The sequence below is a fragment of the Leptospira kobayashii genome, assembly GCF_003114835.2.
GTDB lineage: Bacteria > Spirochaetota > Leptospiria > Leptospirales > Leptospiraceae > Leptospira_A > Leptospira_A kobayashii.
This window is the reverse complement of record NZ_AP025028.1, coordinates 2,307,478-2,320,240: the sequence shown is the minus strand read 5'-3', so window position 1 is coordinate 2,320,240 and position 12,763 is coordinate 2,307,478. Positions and strand designations below refer to the sequence as shown.

The 12,763-nt window shown below is 41.8% G+C and carries 24 protein-coding genes; all 24 read left to right on the top strand.

Annotated features, from left to right (window positions below):
• Positions 1 to 41: 41 nt before the first annotated feature.
• The 24 genes from rpsL to rpmD all read left to right on the top strand — a co-directional run bounded on the left by rpsL (position 42) and on the right by rpmD (position 12,760).
• On the top strand, positions 42 to 416 hold the full coding sequence (gene rpsL, locus DI077_RS10415; protein WP_109019449.1) for a 30S ribosomal protein S12: 375 nt from the start codon (positions 42 to 44) through the stop codon (positions 414 to 416).
• 16 nt (positions 417 to 432) lie between these two features.
• Positions 433 to 906, top strand: coding sequence for a 30S ribosomal protein S7 (rpsG, locus tag DI077_RS10410; protein ID WP_109019450.1), 474 nt, complete (start codon positions 433 to 435; stop codon positions 904 to 906).
• 62 nt (positions 907 to 968) lie between these two features.
• Complete coding sequence (locus tag DI077_RS10405) at positions 969 to 2,861, top strand: elongation factor G-like protein (protein ID WP_109019451.1); 1,893 nt, start codon at positions 969 to 971, stop codon at positions 2,859 to 2,861.
• A gap of 49 nt (positions 2,862 to 2,910) precedes the next feature.
• Positions 2,911 to 4,116, top strand: a complete 1,206-nt coding sequence (gene tuf, locus DI077_RS10400) for an elongation factor Tu (RefSeq protein ID WP_109019452.1) — start codon at positions 2,911 to 2,913, stop codon at positions 4,114 to 4,116.
• 5 nt (positions 4,117 to 4,121) lie between these two features.
• Positions 4,122 to 4,430, top strand: coding sequence for a 30S ribosomal protein S10 (gene rpsJ / locus DI077_RS10395; protein WP_108973166.1), 309 nt, complete (start codon positions 4,122 to 4,124; stop codon positions 4,428 to 4,430).
• 12 nt (positions 4,431 to 4,442) lie between these two features.
• The gene (gene rplC, locus DI077_RS10390; RefSeq protein WP_109019453.1) at positions 4,443 to 5,066 is read left to right on the top strand and encodes a 50S ribosomal protein L3; all 624 of its coding nucleotides are present in this window, start codon (positions 4,443 to 4,445) and stop codon (positions 5,064 to 5,066) included.
• An 8-nt stretch (positions 5,067 to 5,074) separates the two neighbouring features.
• Positions 5,075 to 5,713, top strand: coding sequence for a 50S ribosomal protein L4 (gene rplD / locus DI077_RS10385; protein WP_109019454.1), 639 nt, complete (start codon positions 5,075 to 5,077; stop codon positions 5,711 to 5,713).
• A gap of 4 nt (positions 5,714 to 5,717) precedes the next feature.
• The gene (locus DI077_RS10380) at positions 5,718 to 6,023 is read left to right on the top strand and encodes a 50S ribosomal protein L23 (protein ID WP_109019455.1); all 306 of its coding nucleotides are present in this window, start codon (positions 5,718 to 5,720) and stop codon (positions 6,021 to 6,023) included.
• A 2-nt stretch (positions 6,024 to 6,025) separates the two neighbouring features.
• Positions 6,026 to 6,862: a 50S ribosomal protein L2 gene (gene rplB, locus DI077_RS10375; protein WP_109019456.1), complete on the top strand. Its 837-nt coding sequence runs from the start codon at positions 6,026 to 6,028 to the stop codon at positions 6,860 to 6,862.
• 13 nt (positions 6,863 to 6,875) lie between these two features.
• The gene (gene rpsS, locus DI077_RS10370; RefSeq protein WP_109019457.1) at positions 6,876 to 7,154 is read left to right on the top strand and encodes a 30S ribosomal protein S19; all 279 of its coding nucleotides are present in this window, start codon (positions 6,876 to 6,878) and stop codon (positions 7,152 to 7,154) included.
• A gap of 8 nt (positions 7,155 to 7,162) precedes the next feature.
• Entirely contained in the window at positions 7,163 to 7,513 is a 351-nt protein-coding gene (rplV, locus tag DI077_RS10365) for a 50S ribosomal protein L22 (protein WP_109019458.1), read from the top strand.
• Positions 7,514 to 7,516: 3 nt separating this feature from the next.
• The gene (gene rpsC, locus DI077_RS10360; RefSeq protein ID WP_109019459.1) at positions 7,517 to 8,194 is read left to right on the top strand and encodes a 30S ribosomal protein S3; all 678 of its coding nucleotides are present in this window, start codon (positions 7,517 to 7,519) and stop codon (positions 8,192 to 8,194) included.
• 22 nt (positions 8,195 to 8,216) lie between these two features.
• The gene (gene rplP / locus DI077_RS10355) at positions 8,217 to 8,630 is read left to right on the top strand and encodes a 50S ribosomal protein L16 (RefSeq protein WP_109019460.1); all 414 of its coding nucleotides are present in this window, start codon (positions 8,217 to 8,219) and stop codon (positions 8,628 to 8,630) included.
• Positions 8,627 to 8,899: a 50S ribosomal protein L29 gene (gene rpmC, locus DI077_RS10350; RefSeq protein ID WP_109019461.1), complete on the top strand. Its 273-nt coding sequence runs from the start codon at positions 8,627 to 8,629 to the stop codon at positions 8,897 to 8,899. The genes rplP and rpmC overlap by 4 nt, the downstream gene beginning before the upstream one ends.
• A gap of 3 nt (positions 8,900 to 8,902) precedes the next feature.
• A complete protein-coding gene (rpsQ, locus tag DI077_RS10345) occupies positions 8,903 to 9,172 on the top strand; it encodes a 30S ribosomal protein S17 (protein WP_109019462.1) in 270 nt (89 codons plus the stop codon).
• On the top strand, positions 9,169 to 9,561 hold the full coding sequence (rplN, locus tag DI077_RS10340) for a 50S ribosomal protein L14 (protein WP_109019463.1): 393 nt from the start codon (positions 9,169 to 9,171) through the stop codon (positions 9,559 to 9,561). Before rpsQ ends, rplN begins: the two co-directional genes overlap by 4 nt.
• 1 nt (position 9,562) lies before the next feature.
• Complete coding sequence (gene rplX, locus DI077_RS10335; RefSeq protein WP_109019464.1) at positions 9,563 to 9,946, top strand: 50S ribosomal protein L24; 384 nt, start codon at positions 9,563 to 9,565, stop codon at positions 9,944 to 9,946.
• A gap of 2 nt (positions 9,947 to 9,948) precedes the next feature.
• Entirely contained in the window at positions 9,949 to 10,500 is a 552-nt protein-coding gene (rplE, locus tag DI077_RS10330) for a 50S ribosomal protein L5 (RefSeq protein WP_109019465.1), read from the top strand.
• A 10-nt stretch (positions 10,501 to 10,510) separates the two neighbouring features.
• Complete coding sequence (locus tag DI077_RS10325; RefSeq protein ID WP_108973195.1) at positions 10,511 to 10,696, top strand: type Z 30S ribosomal protein S14; 186 nt, start codon at positions 10,511 to 10,513, stop codon at positions 10,694 to 10,696.
• A gap of 22 nt (positions 10,697 to 10,718) precedes the next feature.
• Positions 10,719 to 11,117: a 30S ribosomal protein S8 gene (gene rpsH, locus DI077_RS10320; protein ID WP_109019466.1), complete on the top strand. Its 399-nt coding sequence runs from the start codon at positions 10,719 to 10,721 to the stop codon at positions 11,115 to 11,117.
• Positions 11,118 to 11,141: 24 nt separating this feature from the next.
• Entirely contained in the window at positions 11,142 to 11,681 is a 540-nt protein-coding gene (rplF, locus tag DI077_RS10315) for a 50S ribosomal protein L6 (RefSeq protein WP_109019467.1), read from the top strand.
• Positions 11,682 to 11,690: 9 nt separating this feature from the next.
• Positions 11,691 to 12,059 (top strand): 50S ribosomal protein L18, encoded by a 369-nt coding sequence (rplR, locus tag DI077_RS10310; RefSeq protein WP_109019468.1) that lies wholly within the window; start codon positions 11,691 to 11,693, stop codon positions 12,057 to 12,059.
• A 1-nt stretch (position 12,060) separates the two neighbouring features.
• The gene (gene rpsE, locus DI077_RS10305; protein ID WP_109019469.1) at positions 12,061 to 12,567 is read left to right on the top strand and encodes a 30S ribosomal protein S5; all 507 of its coding nucleotides are present in this window, start codon (positions 12,061 to 12,063) and stop codon (positions 12,565 to 12,567) included.
• A gap of 13 nt (positions 12,568 to 12,580) precedes the next feature.
• Positions 12,581 to 12,760: a 50S ribosomal protein L30 gene (rpmD, locus tag DI077_RS10300; RefSeq protein WP_109019470.1), complete on the top strand. Its 180-nt coding sequence runs from the start codon at positions 12,581 to 12,583 to the stop codon at positions 12,758 to 12,760.
• Positions 12,761 to 12,763 lie beyond the last annotated feature (3 nt).

Below are 12,763 nucleotides of genomic sequence, written 5' to 3'. Positions count from 1 at the left end.
GTCATATATTTTTAAGTAGATAGAGAGTAAGAAGGAATCGAATGCCTACAATCAATCAGCTCATCCGCCACGGAAGAGACGCACAAAAGAAAAGAACTAAATCTCCCGCTCTAAAGGCATGTCCTCAAAGAAGAGGTGTTTGCACTAGAGTAATGACATTTACTCCTAAAAAACCGAACTCTGCCCTTAGAAAGGTAGCAAGGGTTCGATTGACTACCGGGATCGAAGTAACTGCTTATATCCCAGGTGAAGGTCATAATTTACAAGAGCACAACGTGGTACTGATCCGCGGTGGAAGAGTAAAAGATTTACCAGGGGTTCGTTATCATATCATTCGTGGTACACTGGATACTCTCGGTGTAGACAAACGTCGCAAAAGCCGTTCAAAATACGGTGCGAAAAAACCTAAGGCTTAAGTAAGGGAAAGATCATATGTCAAGAAGAAGAGGAAAAGTAGAACCCCGCGAAATCATTGGTGATCCGAAATACAATGATAAAGTGATTACTAAGTTCATCAACTGCCTTATGGTTGATGGAAAAAAAAGCGTAGCAGAATCCGTGTTCTACGATGCTTTGGAAGTTATTAATAAAAAAACCGGCGCTGATCCGTTCCAAGTTTTCCAAGAAGCTTTGGAAAACGTAAAACCACAAGTGGAAGTAAAATCCAGAAGAGTGGGCGGGGTGACTTATCAGGTTCCTATCGAAGTACGTCCGGAAAGAAGACTTGCTCTTGGAATCAGATGGTTGATTCGTTATAGCCGTGACAGAAACGAAAAATCGATGAAAAACAAATTAGCTGCAGAATTTATGGAAGCTCAAAAAGGTACCGGATCTGCAATTAAGAAGAAAGAAGATATCAGAAAAATGGCAGATGCTAACAAAGCATTCTCTCATTACCGCTGGTAGTCAGATAAATTCGATTCTAAATTTGAGGAAAAAGCCGGGTTCAAACTCGGCTTTTTGTTTTTATGGACTACAGAACCGTTGGAATATTCGCTCATATCGATTCTGGGAAAACCACCCTCACCGAACGGATCTTATTCGAGGCAGGTAAGATTTCCGCCGTAGGCTCGATTGAAGACGGAACTACGGAATCCGACACATTAAAGGAAGAGATCGAGCGCGGGATTTCCATCCGGACCACGTTCCATTCCATCCAATGGAAGACCACTTTCGGAGAATACTGTCTTCAGATTGTAGACACTCCGGGCCATATTGACTTTAAAAACCAAATCACAGACATTCTACCTGCCATCCAGATTGCGATTGTAATTCTGGAGGGAGGTTCCCCCGTTCAGTCACAGGCAAGACTTGTTATTGAAGAACTGCGGGCAAACAGTATCCCCATTGTTTTTTTCATCAACAAACTGGATCGCTTTCGTGATGATTATTTGGATTCTTTGATTTCTCTGGAAGAGATACTGGGGAAAGCTCCCGAAGTCCTTTTTGAAGAAAATAAGGAAAAACCGGGAGAGTGGGTCTACTACCTGGAATCGGAAAATTCCTTCCCGCTTTCCGTTCATGAAAATTTAATCAAATGGTCGGACGAGTTATTATTATCCCAATGGAATGATCCCGAGAGCAATACCAAATGGAATATGATCGGATTGTCGCAAGGGACAAGAGACAATTTCATTTTTCCTGTTTATGGTGGATCGGCAAAGACGGGCCAGGGTGTGAAGGAACTTCTCAATTTGATTTCCTGGATTCATCCTAAGGAAAAAAAATCCGATTCGAACTTATCCCAATACACTCTTTTCCGTCGAGTTCATCCACAATACGAACGTTATGCCATCGTCTTTGGTGAAAAAGAGATCAACCTACCTTTTCTTCTGAAAGAGGGAAAAAGAGAGGCTAGGATCCAACAAGCGTACCGGGAAGAGAATGGGGAGTGGTTGGAAATCTCCCAGGTTCCACAGGGGATGCTGTATTACATCCGGGAAACCAGAGAATTGGATACAACTCCCGGGAATTATCTATCCCCTGTTGATTCGGGCAAAAAAAGAGAGTTAGGAGACATAATGTCCGTTAGTCCCTTTTCCGTTACGATTGAACCCGAGTCGGAAGGAGACAAGCCGGATTGGCTTAAGGCCCTGAGCAATCTTTCCTGGGAAGACCCTGGTTATCATTTTGAAGAGGATCCTGATACGGGACAGATCCATCTTTGGGGGAGAGGGGAGCTACATATCGAGATTGGACTCCGTAGAATCCAAGAGAATTCACAAAAAAAAATACAAACAGGATCTATAAACATTGCTAGATTTGAGCGTTTGAAAAAAATGGCTTCTAAGGTTGCACTAGAGCACCGTGCCTTTGAAGATTCAAAGTCGAGTGGCACGCTCATCGCAGTCCTGGAAGATACTGCCGACTTTTCAAAGCAAATTGCCTTTGAGGTAAGTCTTCCGGAAGAAGTAAAAAATTCTATCGAAACAGCTTTCTTTGAATCCACATTATTCGGGTTCTACGGAAGAGAGGTCATCGGCTTACGGCTGGTAGTCCTTGGTTTTGAGTTTCCTGGTAAAGATAAGGAACATTTGCCCTCTTTGCTTAAGGTTGCGATCCATTCAGGAATGAAGGATCTGTTTCGTGAGAACACCATTTTGGTTGGTCCTTTGACTGAGATTGAAGTTTCAGTCGATACAACACAACTCGGTGTAGTTCTTTCTGAGCTAAATCGCCGTTCCGCGAAAATCCATTCTGTGGATGAGGAACGAGCGGGTAAGAGTCGCTTAAAAGCCAAAGCATCGGCAGAAAACCTGCTTGGCTTTTCAGGGTCTCTTAGAAATATGACCAAAGGGATAGGCATTTCTTGGGAAAGGACTGCTTTTACCTCTGAATTTTACGCAGTTTTAAAGGAGTAAAGAACCCGAATCGGGTCTTTGAACCACGATTGAGGAGTAGATTTTAACAATGGCTAAAGAAAAATTTGACCGTTCAAAACCACATTTAAACATCGGAACAATTGGTCACGTCGACCATGGTAAGACCACTCTAACTGCCGCTATTACTACAACATTAGCGAAAGTAATCGGTGGAAAGAACAAAGCAATTGCTTACGACCAAATCGATAACGCACCAGAAGAAAAGGCTCGTGGGATCACTATTGCTACTTCCCACCAAGAATATGAAACTCCTAACAGACATTATGCTCACGTAGATTGTCCAGGTCACGCCGACTATGTTAAAAACATGATCACCGGCGCGGCGCAAATGGACGCAGCAATCCTTGTGGTTTCTGCAACTGACGGTGCTATGCCTCAGACAAAAGAGCACATCCTTCTTGCTCGCCAAGTAGGTGTTCCTTATATCGTAGTTTATCTTAACAAAGCAGACATGTTAGCTGCTGATGAAAGAGAAGACATGATTGAGATGGTAAAAGAAGAAATCAAAGACCTTCTCAATAAATACAACTTCCCTGGTGATAAAACACCTTTCGTTCACGGCTCTGCATTGAAAGCTCTTGAGGGCGAAGATACCGACCTAGGAATGAAATCCATCATCAAACTTATGGAAGCGGTTGATACTTACGTTCCAAACCCTACCCGTATTATTGACAAACCTTTCCTTATGCCTGTTGAAGACGTTTTCTCGATCACTGGTCGTGGAACTGTTGCAACCGGCCGTGTAGAGCAAGGTGTTCTTAAAATCAACGACGAGATCGAAATCGTTGGAATCCGTGATACTACTAAGTCTGTTGTTACAGGAATTGAAATGTTCCGTAAACTATTAGACCAAGCAGAAGCTGGTGACAACATCGGTGCACTCCTTCGCGGAACTAAAAAAGAAGACATCGAAAGAGGTCAGGTTCTTGCGAAACCGGGAACAATCACTCCGCACAGAAAGTTCAAAGCGGAAGTTTACGTTCTTACTAAAGATGAAGGTGGACGTCACACTCCTTTCTTCAATAACTATCGTCCACAATTCTACTTCAGAACTACTGACATCACTGGTGTTTGTAACCTTCCTGGTGGAATGGAAATGGTTATGCCAGGTGACAACGTAACGATGTCAATTGAATTGATTCATCCGATTGCGATGGACCAAGGACTCAAGTTTGCAATTCGTGAAGGTGGAAGAACCATCGGATCGGGTGTTGTAGCGGAGATCGTTGAGTAATCCAAATGGCTGGACAAAGAATTCGCGTTAAATTGAAAGCTTTCGATCATAGGCTGATTGACCAATCAACCTATGAAATCGTAGCGACAGCGAAAAGGACCGGAGCAACAGTTTCCGGTCCAATCCCGCTTCCTACTAAAAAAGAAATCTATACTGTATTACGTTCTCCCCACGTGAATAAAAAAGCTAGAGAACAATTCGAAATGAGAACTCACAAGAGACTCATAGATATTTTAAATACTAATGAAGATACTGTAGAAGCTCTGATGAAGCTTCAACTCCCCGCCGGAGTTTCAGTAGATATCAAATCCTAAGGGATAGGATCCATGGCAAAAGGTTTACTCGCAGAAAAATTGGGCATGGCCCACATCTTTAACAACGAAGGTAAAATGGTTACTGTAACCGTTTTGCGCGTGGGTCCTTGTTTTGTTTCACAAATCAAGACAACAGCAAACGACGGTTACGAAGCTGTTCAGCTTGCGTTTGCTGAAGCGAAAGAAAAAAATCTTTCCAAAGCAGAACTAGGTCACTTGAAAAAAGCAAGTATCGGAGCAAAACGACACTTAGCTGAGTTCAAAGGATTTGATTCCGTTGCAGTCGGAGCTGAACTAAAAGCGTCCGATATTTTCGCTTTAAATGATACTGTTAAAGTTTCAGGAACTTCCAAAGGGAAGGGAACACAAGGTGTTGTAAAAAGACATGGTTTCGCAGGTGGTCCTGCAGGTCACGGTTCCAGATTCCAAAGACACCCCGGTTCCATCGGTTCCAACACAACCCCTGGCCGCGTTTTCAAAGGTTTGAAGATGGGTGGTCGTATGGGAAATGTCCAAAGCACTGTTAGAAATCTGAAAGTTGTTAAGATAGAAGCGGATCAAAATTTAATCTTCGTTTCAGGATCAGTTCCTGGCCGCGACACTTCTATCGTTACAATTGAGAAAATTGGTAACTAGGTAAATATATGAAAGCACGTAAATATAATAAAGAAGGCGTGTTCCTGAGTGAAGTGGAGCTTCCTGCTGCACTTTTCGAAACAGGAATCAGCCAAGGTGCTATTTATGACGCAGTGAAAGCAGAAAATGCTAACCTTCGTCAAGGAACTCACTCTACAAAAGATCGTTCTGAAGTCCGTGGTGGTGGTAAAAAACCTTGGGCGCAAAAAGGAACAGGTCGTGCGAGACAAGGTTCGATCAGAGCTCCTCATTTCGTAGGTGGTGGTATCATTCATGGACCAAAACCTAGGGATTATTCTTCTAATCTTTCCCGAAGTGTAAAAAGAAAAGCAGTTCTTTCCATCTTAAACAAGAAAGCGGAAGAAAATAGAATTTCTATCATCGAGGACGTGGAACCTGCTTCTTATTCTACAAAATCCATTTTCAATATTTTGAAAAAGATGGAGATTGCTGAAAAAGGAAATGTAGGCTTTGTAGTAGCTGGTGAAAACCAATTCCTCAAAAAATCCACTCGCAATATCGAAAACTTAAAGTATGTAAACAGCAAACGTATCGTTTGCCGGGACATCCTTTACAACAACAATCTGGTAATTTCTGAAAGTGCTTTGAAAGAACTACTTTCACAATACTCAAAGAAGCAGGGATAGATTCGTGAATTTAGAAAATGTAATCCTCTCTCCGGTTGTGACTGAGAAGTCGCAAGATCTTCAAACTATTGGAGAACGTTTAGGAAAAAGAACCGTAAAATATACTTTTAAAGTTCATAATGATGCGAACAAAACACTCATCAAACAAGCATTAAAGAAAATGTATGGTGTTGTTCCAAGCGCAGTAAACGTTTCTGTTTTTCGCGGTAAAATGAAAAAGTTTAGAAACATGCCGGCTCCACGACCACATTACAAGAAAGCGGTCGTGACTTTCGCAGACGGCGCAAATTTGGACTTCGCTAAGGTTTAAAAATGGGAATTAGAAAATTAAAACCAACTACCCAGTCTTCACGTTTTTACTCTGTACTGGATTTCAAAGAAATCACAGAAGTAACTCCGCACAAAGCCTTAACTCTCAATCTCAGCTACAAAGCGGGTAGAGATAACCAAGGTAGAATTGCGGTTCGTAGAAAGGGCGGAAGAAACAAAAGAAAATTCCGTATTATCGATTTCAAAAGAAACAAAGTCGGAATCCAAGCGACTGTGAAAACAATCGAATACGATCCGAACCGTTCTGCGTTTATCGCACTCGTTTGTTATGCGGATGGAGAATACAGATACATTCTTGCTCCAAACGGCCTCAAAGTAGGGGACAAAGTTCTTTCCGGTCCTACGGCGGAAATTAAACTAGGGAACACTCTTCCTTTGGATAAGATTCCTGCAGGAACGAACGTACATAATATCGAATTACATATCGGTAAAGGTGGTCAGATCGCTAGAACCGCAGGTTCTTTTGCTGTGATCGCTGCGAAAGACGGTGACTATGTAAGTTTAAGACTTCCTTCTTCGGAAGTTCGTAAAATTCGCAAAGAATGTGTAGCAACGATCGGAGAGCTTTCCAACAAAGACCACAACCAAGTCATCATTGGAAAAGCAGGAAGAAACCGTTGGTTAGGAAAACGTCCAAAGGTTCGCGGGGTGGTAATGAACCCGGTGGATCACCCACTCGGTGGTGGGGAAGGTAGAACTTCCGGAGGTCGCCATCCAGTGACTCCTTGGGGTAAACCGACAAAAGGTTTCAAAACTCGTAAAACGAAACCAAGTGAACGTTTCATCGTACAAAGACGTAAGAAAAATAGGAATAGGTAGGATCTAGGATACCATGGCTAGAAGCTTAAAAAAAGGTCCGTTCATAGACGACCACCTCATGAAAAAAATCACTGCACTTAACTCTGAAGGCAAAAAGACTCCTTTCAAGTCTTGGTCTCGCAGAAGCACGATCTATCCTGATATGATCGGGCACACAGTAATGATTCACAATGGAAAGTCATTTGTTCCAGTTTACATCAATGACAATATGATTGGTCATAAACTTGGCGAATTTGCTCCTACTCGTACCTTCCGAGGTCACGGTGGAGACAAGAAAGTAGCGAAGAAATAGGTAAGGAAATGGAAGCTAAAGCAGTCGCAAAACACGTAAGAATTTCTGCCAGAAAAGCAAGGTTAGTTGCTGATGAAATTCGTGGTTATGATTACAAAGAAGCTATTGATATTCTTCGTTTTACCAATAAAGCCGCGAGTCCGATGATTATTAACTTACTCAACTCGGCTGTTGCCAATGCCATTCAAATGAATGAGGGATTGGATCCGGCGAGTCTTTTTGTTAAGAAGATTTACATAGATGACGGTCCTATCATGAAAAGATACAGACCGAGAGCACGAGGACGTGCATCCAGAATTCGTAAACGTTTAAGCCACATCACTGTGGTAGTTGCAGAGACAGAAAAGAAGGCAAAATAAGATATGGGTCAAAAAGTAAATCCAATCGGGCTTCGAATCGGAATCACAAGGAATTGGGATTCTATATGGTATTCTAAACAAGATTATATTAAAAACCTTCACGAAGATATCAAGATTCGTAGATTTCTTTTAAAGAAATTCAAGAATGCTTCTGTTGTGAAAGTTGTAGTAGAAAGATTTCCCGAAAAAATCAACATCAATCTTCATACATCTAAGCCGGGTATGGTGATCGGTCAAAAAGGTCAAAACATCGAAGCAGTGAAACAAGAGCTGAAGAAGATGGCTGATAAACCGATTGGCATGAACATCATCGAAGTTAAAAAGCCTGAGATCATTGCTCAAGCGATTGCCGAAACAGTTGCTTTGCAAATTGAACAAAGGATGCCTTTTAGAAGAGTTATGAAGGCTGAACTTAGACGCGCTATGCGAGGTGGAGTAGAGGGTGTAAAAATCCAAATCTCCGGTCGTTTGAACGGTGCGGATATGGCTCGGACTGAAAAATATATGGAAGGCCGGGTTCCACTTCATACACTTCGTGCGAAAATTGATTTCGGTTTCAAAGAAGCCCTTACCACTTTCGGTCAAATCGGTGTGAAAGTATGGACTTATACTGGAGATTTCTTCCCGACAAAAGAAGAATCCGAAGAAGATAAATACGCTGTAAAAAGAAGAACAAGTTAAGAACTTTTAAAGAGATACTAAGATGTTAGCACCAAAGCGAGTTAAATTTAGAAAGCGCCAAAGAGGACGCCTGAAAGGTAAGGACGAAAGAGGTTCTTACGTTGCTTTCGGAGAGTATGGTTTAAAAGCAGTTGAGTCGGGCAGAATGACCGCTCGTCAAATTGAAGCTGCAAGGATTACTATCAACCGCCAAGTGAAACGTGGTGGGAAACTCTGGATCAGGATTTTTCCACATTTACCAATCACTAAAAAACCTGCGGAGACTCGTATGGGTAAAGGAAAAGGAAATCCAGAGTTCTGGATTGCTGAAATCCGCCCGGGACGTGTTCTTTTTGAAATGGCAGGGATCGATGAAGAAACAGCAAGAAAGGCACTTCACCTGGCTTCGTTTAAACTCCCTATGGAGACTGTATTTGTGAAGAGGAACATACTATGAAAGACAACTTTCGTTCCTTATCTGTAGAAGAACTAAAAAAAGAAGTACAATCCGCTTCCGAAGAAGTGAGAAAGGCTCGTTTTCAATTTGGGGTCACTAGATCTCTTGAGAATCCGAAGCTGATTCACAACCAAAAGAAGAGAATTGCGCAAGCGCTTACCATCCAACGAGAGAAGGAATTAGCGGCGGCGGGAAAATTAAAACAAATCCCACCTAAAGCTGGTAAAGCGGCACCGGTTGCGAAAGCAGCCAAGGGCAAGAAGAAGTAGGTTATGGAAGCAAAGAATTTAAAGAAATCTTTAACCATTCAAGGTGTTGTAGTTAGTGATGCGATGGAAAAAACTGTGATCATTGAAGTGATCACCAGAAAAACTCATCCTCGCTTCAAGAAGATTATGACAAGAACTTCACGTGTGAAAATTCACGATGAAAAAAACGAATGTCAAGTAGGGGACAAAGTGATCGCAATCGAAACTCGTCCTCTATCCAAACAGAAACATCACAAGCTTTTAAAGGTTGTTGAGAAGGCGAAACTAGTATGATTCAGCAAGAAACTATTTTACAAGTTGCCGATAACTCGGGTGTAAAAAAAGTCATGTGCGTAAAAGTTCTTGGCGGATCTAAGAAACGATACGCTAGTCTCGGCGATGAAATCATAGTCGCTGTGAAAGATGCACAGCCTGCTTACGGTCTCCGTGACGGGCAAGGTAAAAAAGTACACAACAAAGCGGTTCAAAGAGCAGTTGTCGTGCGAACTAAAAAAGAAGTTCGCCGTGCGGACGGAACTTACATCCGTTTTGATGACAACGCGGTTGCTATCATTGATGATAAAGGCAATCCTAAAGGAACTCGTATTTTCGGGCCGGTGGCTCGCGAACTCCGTGATAAGAAATATATGAAAATCATATCACTTGCTCCGGAGGTTTTATAATATGCCAGTAAAATTAGCTTATCGTGGTTCAGAACCTACGAAATTCAAAAAAACTAAAATCAAAAAAGATGATGAAGTTTTAGTTATTTCCGGAAAAGAAAAAGGAAAAAAAGGAAAGGTTCTCGCGGTTGATAAAAGAAAAGACCGAGTTTACATCGAAGGTGTGAACAAGAGACGCAGATACGTGAGACCGACTCAAGAAAATCCACAAGGTGGAGCGATCGAGATCGAATTTCCGATTCATATTTCCAATGTAATGTTTAGCGATCCTAAGGCTGAAAACAAAGCGAAGCCTAAGAAGAAAATTAAGGCTGTACGCCTTGGTTTTTCCAAAAAGGATGGTAAAACGATCCGCGTGACACGTCCGGAAGGTAAAGAAGTATAATTATGGTACCTAGACTTAAACAAAGATACGAAAAGGACATTCGCCCGAACTTGCAAAAGCAACTTGGCTTTGAAAGTGTGATGCGAGTTCCTAAATTAGAAAAGATTGTGATCAATGTTGGTATGGGTGAAGCTCATACCAATCCGAAAGCAATGGAAGCTTGTCTTGTGGAGATCGGTCAGATTACTGGCCAAAAGCCGGTGAAAACTTTCGCAAAGAAGTCGATCGCCGGTTTTAAAGTGAGAGAAGGCATGGTCCTTGGTTGTAAAGTAACTCTTCGCGGAAACTATATGTATGAATTCTTAGACAGATTCATCAACATTGCTCTTCCAAGGGTTCGTGACTTTCGCGGAGTCAATCCAAAAGGATTTGATGGACGTGGTAATTACAACTTATCCGTAAAAGAACAAATCATTTTCCCTGAGATCCATTTTGATAAAATCAATACGATCTACGGAATCAATATCACCTTTGTCACGAACACTGAAGAAGACAAAGAAGCGTACGAATTATTTCACGCCTTCGGTATGCCTTACCGAACGGCAAGTAAGTAGGAGGCAGATTATGGCGAAAAAATCGATGATGGAACGCCACGCCAAAAAGCAAAAATTCAAAGTGAGAGAGTATAATCGTTGCCCTCTTTGCGGTCGTTCGCGCGCATATTTGCGCCGCTTTGATATGTGTCGTCTATGCTTCCGTGATTTAGCTAGTAAAGCTCAGATCCCTGGCGTGAAAAAATCCTCCTGGTAGAATATAGGAAAGGTTATTATAAATGAGTCTTTCAGATCCTATAGCAGATATGCTAACCCGCATCAGAAACGCACAACAAGCGAAACACGAGTTGTGTGTGATTCCGGGAAGTAAAATTAAGAAATCCATCCTAGAACTTCTAAAAGAAGAAGGTTTCGTGGATGAGATTCAAACGGTAAAGAACGGTAGTTTTGATGATTTTCAAGTAAAATTGAAATATGATCCAGACAAAAGACCTGTCATTCGTATGATTGAAAGAGTTTCTACTCCTGGTAGAAGAGTTTACATTCAATCGGAAGAGATTCGTCCGTTCAAAAACAACATTGGAACTCTCATCCTCTCCACTTCGAAAGGAGTGATGACTGGGAAACGTGCGCGTAAACTCAGAGTAGGAGGAGAAGTTCTTTGTAAGGTATTCTAACCTTAGAAAGGATATTGCATCATCATGTCTCGAGTTGGTAAAAGTATTATTAAATTGCCTGCAAAGGTAGAAGTAAAAACGGAATCAAATTTCATTACCGTAAAAGGCCCATTAGGTGAGTTGAAATCACCTCTTTATGAAGGCGTAGTAGCGAAAGTGGAAAATGGGGAATTGGTTTTTACTCGAACAAGTGAAGACCAAAAGACTGTTTCATTGCACGGGCTTGTAAGATCCCTTGCGATGAATAATGTAAAAGGTGTAACCACCGGTTGGGAAAAAAACCTTGAGATCACTGGGGTCGGTTACCGAGCTCAGAAGAAAGGCAAAGACCTAGTGATGAGCTTAGGTTATTCCCATGAAGTGGTTTTCCCTGAACCTGAAGGTATCAAAATCGATGTAGCCGATCAGTTGAAAATTAAAATTTCAGGAATTGATCGTCAATTGGTGGGCCAAGTTGCCGCTGATATTCGTTCTAAAAGACCACCGGAGCCTTACAAAGGCAAGGGTGTGAAATACAGCAATGAATACATCCGCAGAAAAGCTGGAAAAACTGGTAAGAAGTAGTAAGTCGTTATGATTAACAAGACAGCAAAATACATTAAAAGAGAAAGACGGGCAGAAAGAGTACGTTATAAACTACAAGCAAACTCTGGTCGTCCTCGTTTGGTTTTTAACAAATCCAATCGTTATCTGACTGCTCAAGTGATTGATGACACCAAAGGTGTTACAGTCGCTTTTGTTACTACACAAAGTAAGGATTTTCCGAAACATGAAAATTCTAAAAAGAGCAAAGCCGCAGCAGTGCAATTGGGAAAACTGATCGCAGAAAAAGCTAAAACCGCCGGGGTTTCTCAGGTAGTTTTGGATCGTTCTGGTATGGTTTACCACGGTCGTATCGCTGCCTTCGCAGATTCCGCTCGTGAAGGTGGTTTGGAGTTCTAATATGATCCTAGAAGAAGAAACAAAAGAATTTACTGAGAAAGTAGTAAAGATCGACCGTGTTGCAAAAGTAGTGAAAGGGGGACGTCGTTTCTCCTTCAACGCACTTTCTGTAGTAGGGGATTCCAAAGGAAAAGTAGGAATCGGATTCGGAAAAGCTAACGAAGTTCCGGATGCGATTCGTAAATCGATCGAATCCGCTAAAAAGAATTTAAAATCCATTCATTACATCGGACATACCGTTCCACACGATGCGATCGGTAGTTTTAAATCGGCCCGAGTGATTTTGAAACCGGCGACTCCGGGAACAGGAATCATTGCAGGAGCTTCCGTTCGTTCCGTATTGGAAAGAGCGGGGATCCAAGATGTTCTTACAAAATCCTGGGGATCCTCAAATCCGATGAATATTGTTAAGGCGACTATGGATGCACTCCAACAATTGGAAACTCCTTCTATGGCGGTAAAACGTCGTGGTGTGAGCCTAAAACACTTGTTCGGTCAAGATCTATAAAGGAAAGATTGATATGGAAGAAGTATTGGTAACCCAAGAAAAAAGTTCTATCGGTATCATTCCGATGCACAAAAAAACTTTGATCGCTCTCGGTCTTAAGAAAAAAGGCCAAACCAGAAAGCACAAAGTAACTCCTCAATTGAAGGGAATGCTTCGTCAGGTAGGATACCTACTGAAAGTAGATAAGGTATAATTG

Bases quoted from the DNA above. Each gene is read 5' to 3' on its own strand.
- rpsL (WP_109019449.1), top strand. From the start codon at position 42: ATGCCTACAATCAATCAGCTCATCCGCCACGGAAGAGACGCACAAAAG.
- rpsG (WP_109019450.1), top strand. From the start codon at position 433: ATGTCAAGAAGAAGAGGAAAAGTAGAACCCCGCGAAATCATTGGTGAT.
- DI077_RS10405 (WP_109019451.1), top strand. From the start codon at position 969: ATGGACTACAGAACCGTTGGAATATTCGCTCATATCGATTCTGGGAAA.
- tuf (WP_109019452.1), top strand. From the start codon at position 2,911: ATGGCTAAAGAAAAATTTGACCGTTCAAAACCACATTTAAACATCGGA.
- rpsJ (WP_108973166.1), top strand. From the start codon at position 4,122: ATGGCTGGACAAAGAATTCGCGTTAAATTGAAAGCTTTCGATCATAGG.
- rplC (WP_109019453.1), top strand. From the start codon at position 4,443: ATGGCAAAAGGTTTACTCGCAGAAAAATTGGGCATGGCCCACATCTTT.
- rplD (WP_109019454.1), top strand. From the start codon at position 5,075: ATGAAAGCACGTAAATATAATAAAGAAGGCGTGTTCCTGAGTGAAGTG.
- rplB (WP_109019456.1), top strand. From the start codon at position 6,026: ATGGGAATTAGAAAATTAAAACCAACTACCCAGTCTTCACGTTTTTAC.
- rpsS (WP_109019457.1), top strand. From the start codon at position 6,876: ATGGCTAGAAGCTTAAAAAAAGGTCCGTTCATAGACGACCACCTCATG.
- rplV (WP_109019458.1), top strand. From the start codon at position 7,163: ATGGAAGCTAAAGCAGTCGCAAAACACGTAAGAATTTCTGCCAGAAAA.
- rpsC (WP_109019459.1), top strand. From the start codon at position 7,517: ATGGGTCAAAAAGTAAATCCAATCGGGCTTCGAATCGGAATCACAAGG.
- rplP (WP_109019460.1), top strand. From the start codon at position 8,217: ATGTTAGCACCAAAGCGAGTTAAATTTAGAAAGCGCCAAAGAGGACGC.
- rpmC (WP_109019461.1), top strand. From the start codon at position 8,627: ATGAAAGACAACTTTCGTTCCTTATCTGTAGAAGAACTAAAAAAAGAA.
- rpsQ (WP_109019462.1), top strand. From the start codon at position 8,903: ATGGAAGCAAAGAATTTAAAGAAATCTTTAACCATTCAAGGTGTTGTA.
- rplN (WP_109019463.1), top strand. From the start codon at position 9,169: ATGATTCAGCAAGAAACTATTTTACAAGTTGCCGATAACTCGGGTGTA.
- rplX (WP_109019464.1), top strand. From the start codon at position 9,563: ATGCCAGTAAAATTAGCTTATCGTGGTTCAGAACCTACGAAATTCAAA.
- rplE (WP_109019465.1), top strand. From the start codon at position 9,949: ATGGTACCTAGACTTAAACAAAGATACGAAAAGGACATTCGCCCGAAC.
- DI077_RS10325 (WP_108973195.1), top strand. From the start codon at position 10,511: ATGGCGAAAAAATCGATGATGGAACGCCACGCCAAAAAGCAAAAATTC.
- rpsH (WP_109019466.1), top strand. From the start codon at position 10,719: ATGAGTCTTTCAGATCCTATAGCAGATATGCTAACCCGCATCAGAAAC.
- rplF (WP_109019467.1), top strand. From the start codon at position 11,142: ATGTCTCGAGTTGGTAAAAGTATTATTAAATTGCCTGCAAAGGTAGAA.
- rplR (WP_109019468.1), top strand. From the start codon at position 11,691: ATGATTAACAAGACAGCAAAATACATTAAAAGAGAAAGACGGGCAGAA.
- rpsE (WP_109019469.1), top strand. From the start codon at position 12,061: ATGATCCTAGAAGAAGAAACAAAAGAATTTACTGAGAAAGTAGTAAAG.
- rpmD (WP_109019470.1), top strand. From the start codon at position 12,581: ATGGAAGAAGTATTGGTAACCCAAGAAAAAAGTTCTATCGGTATCATT.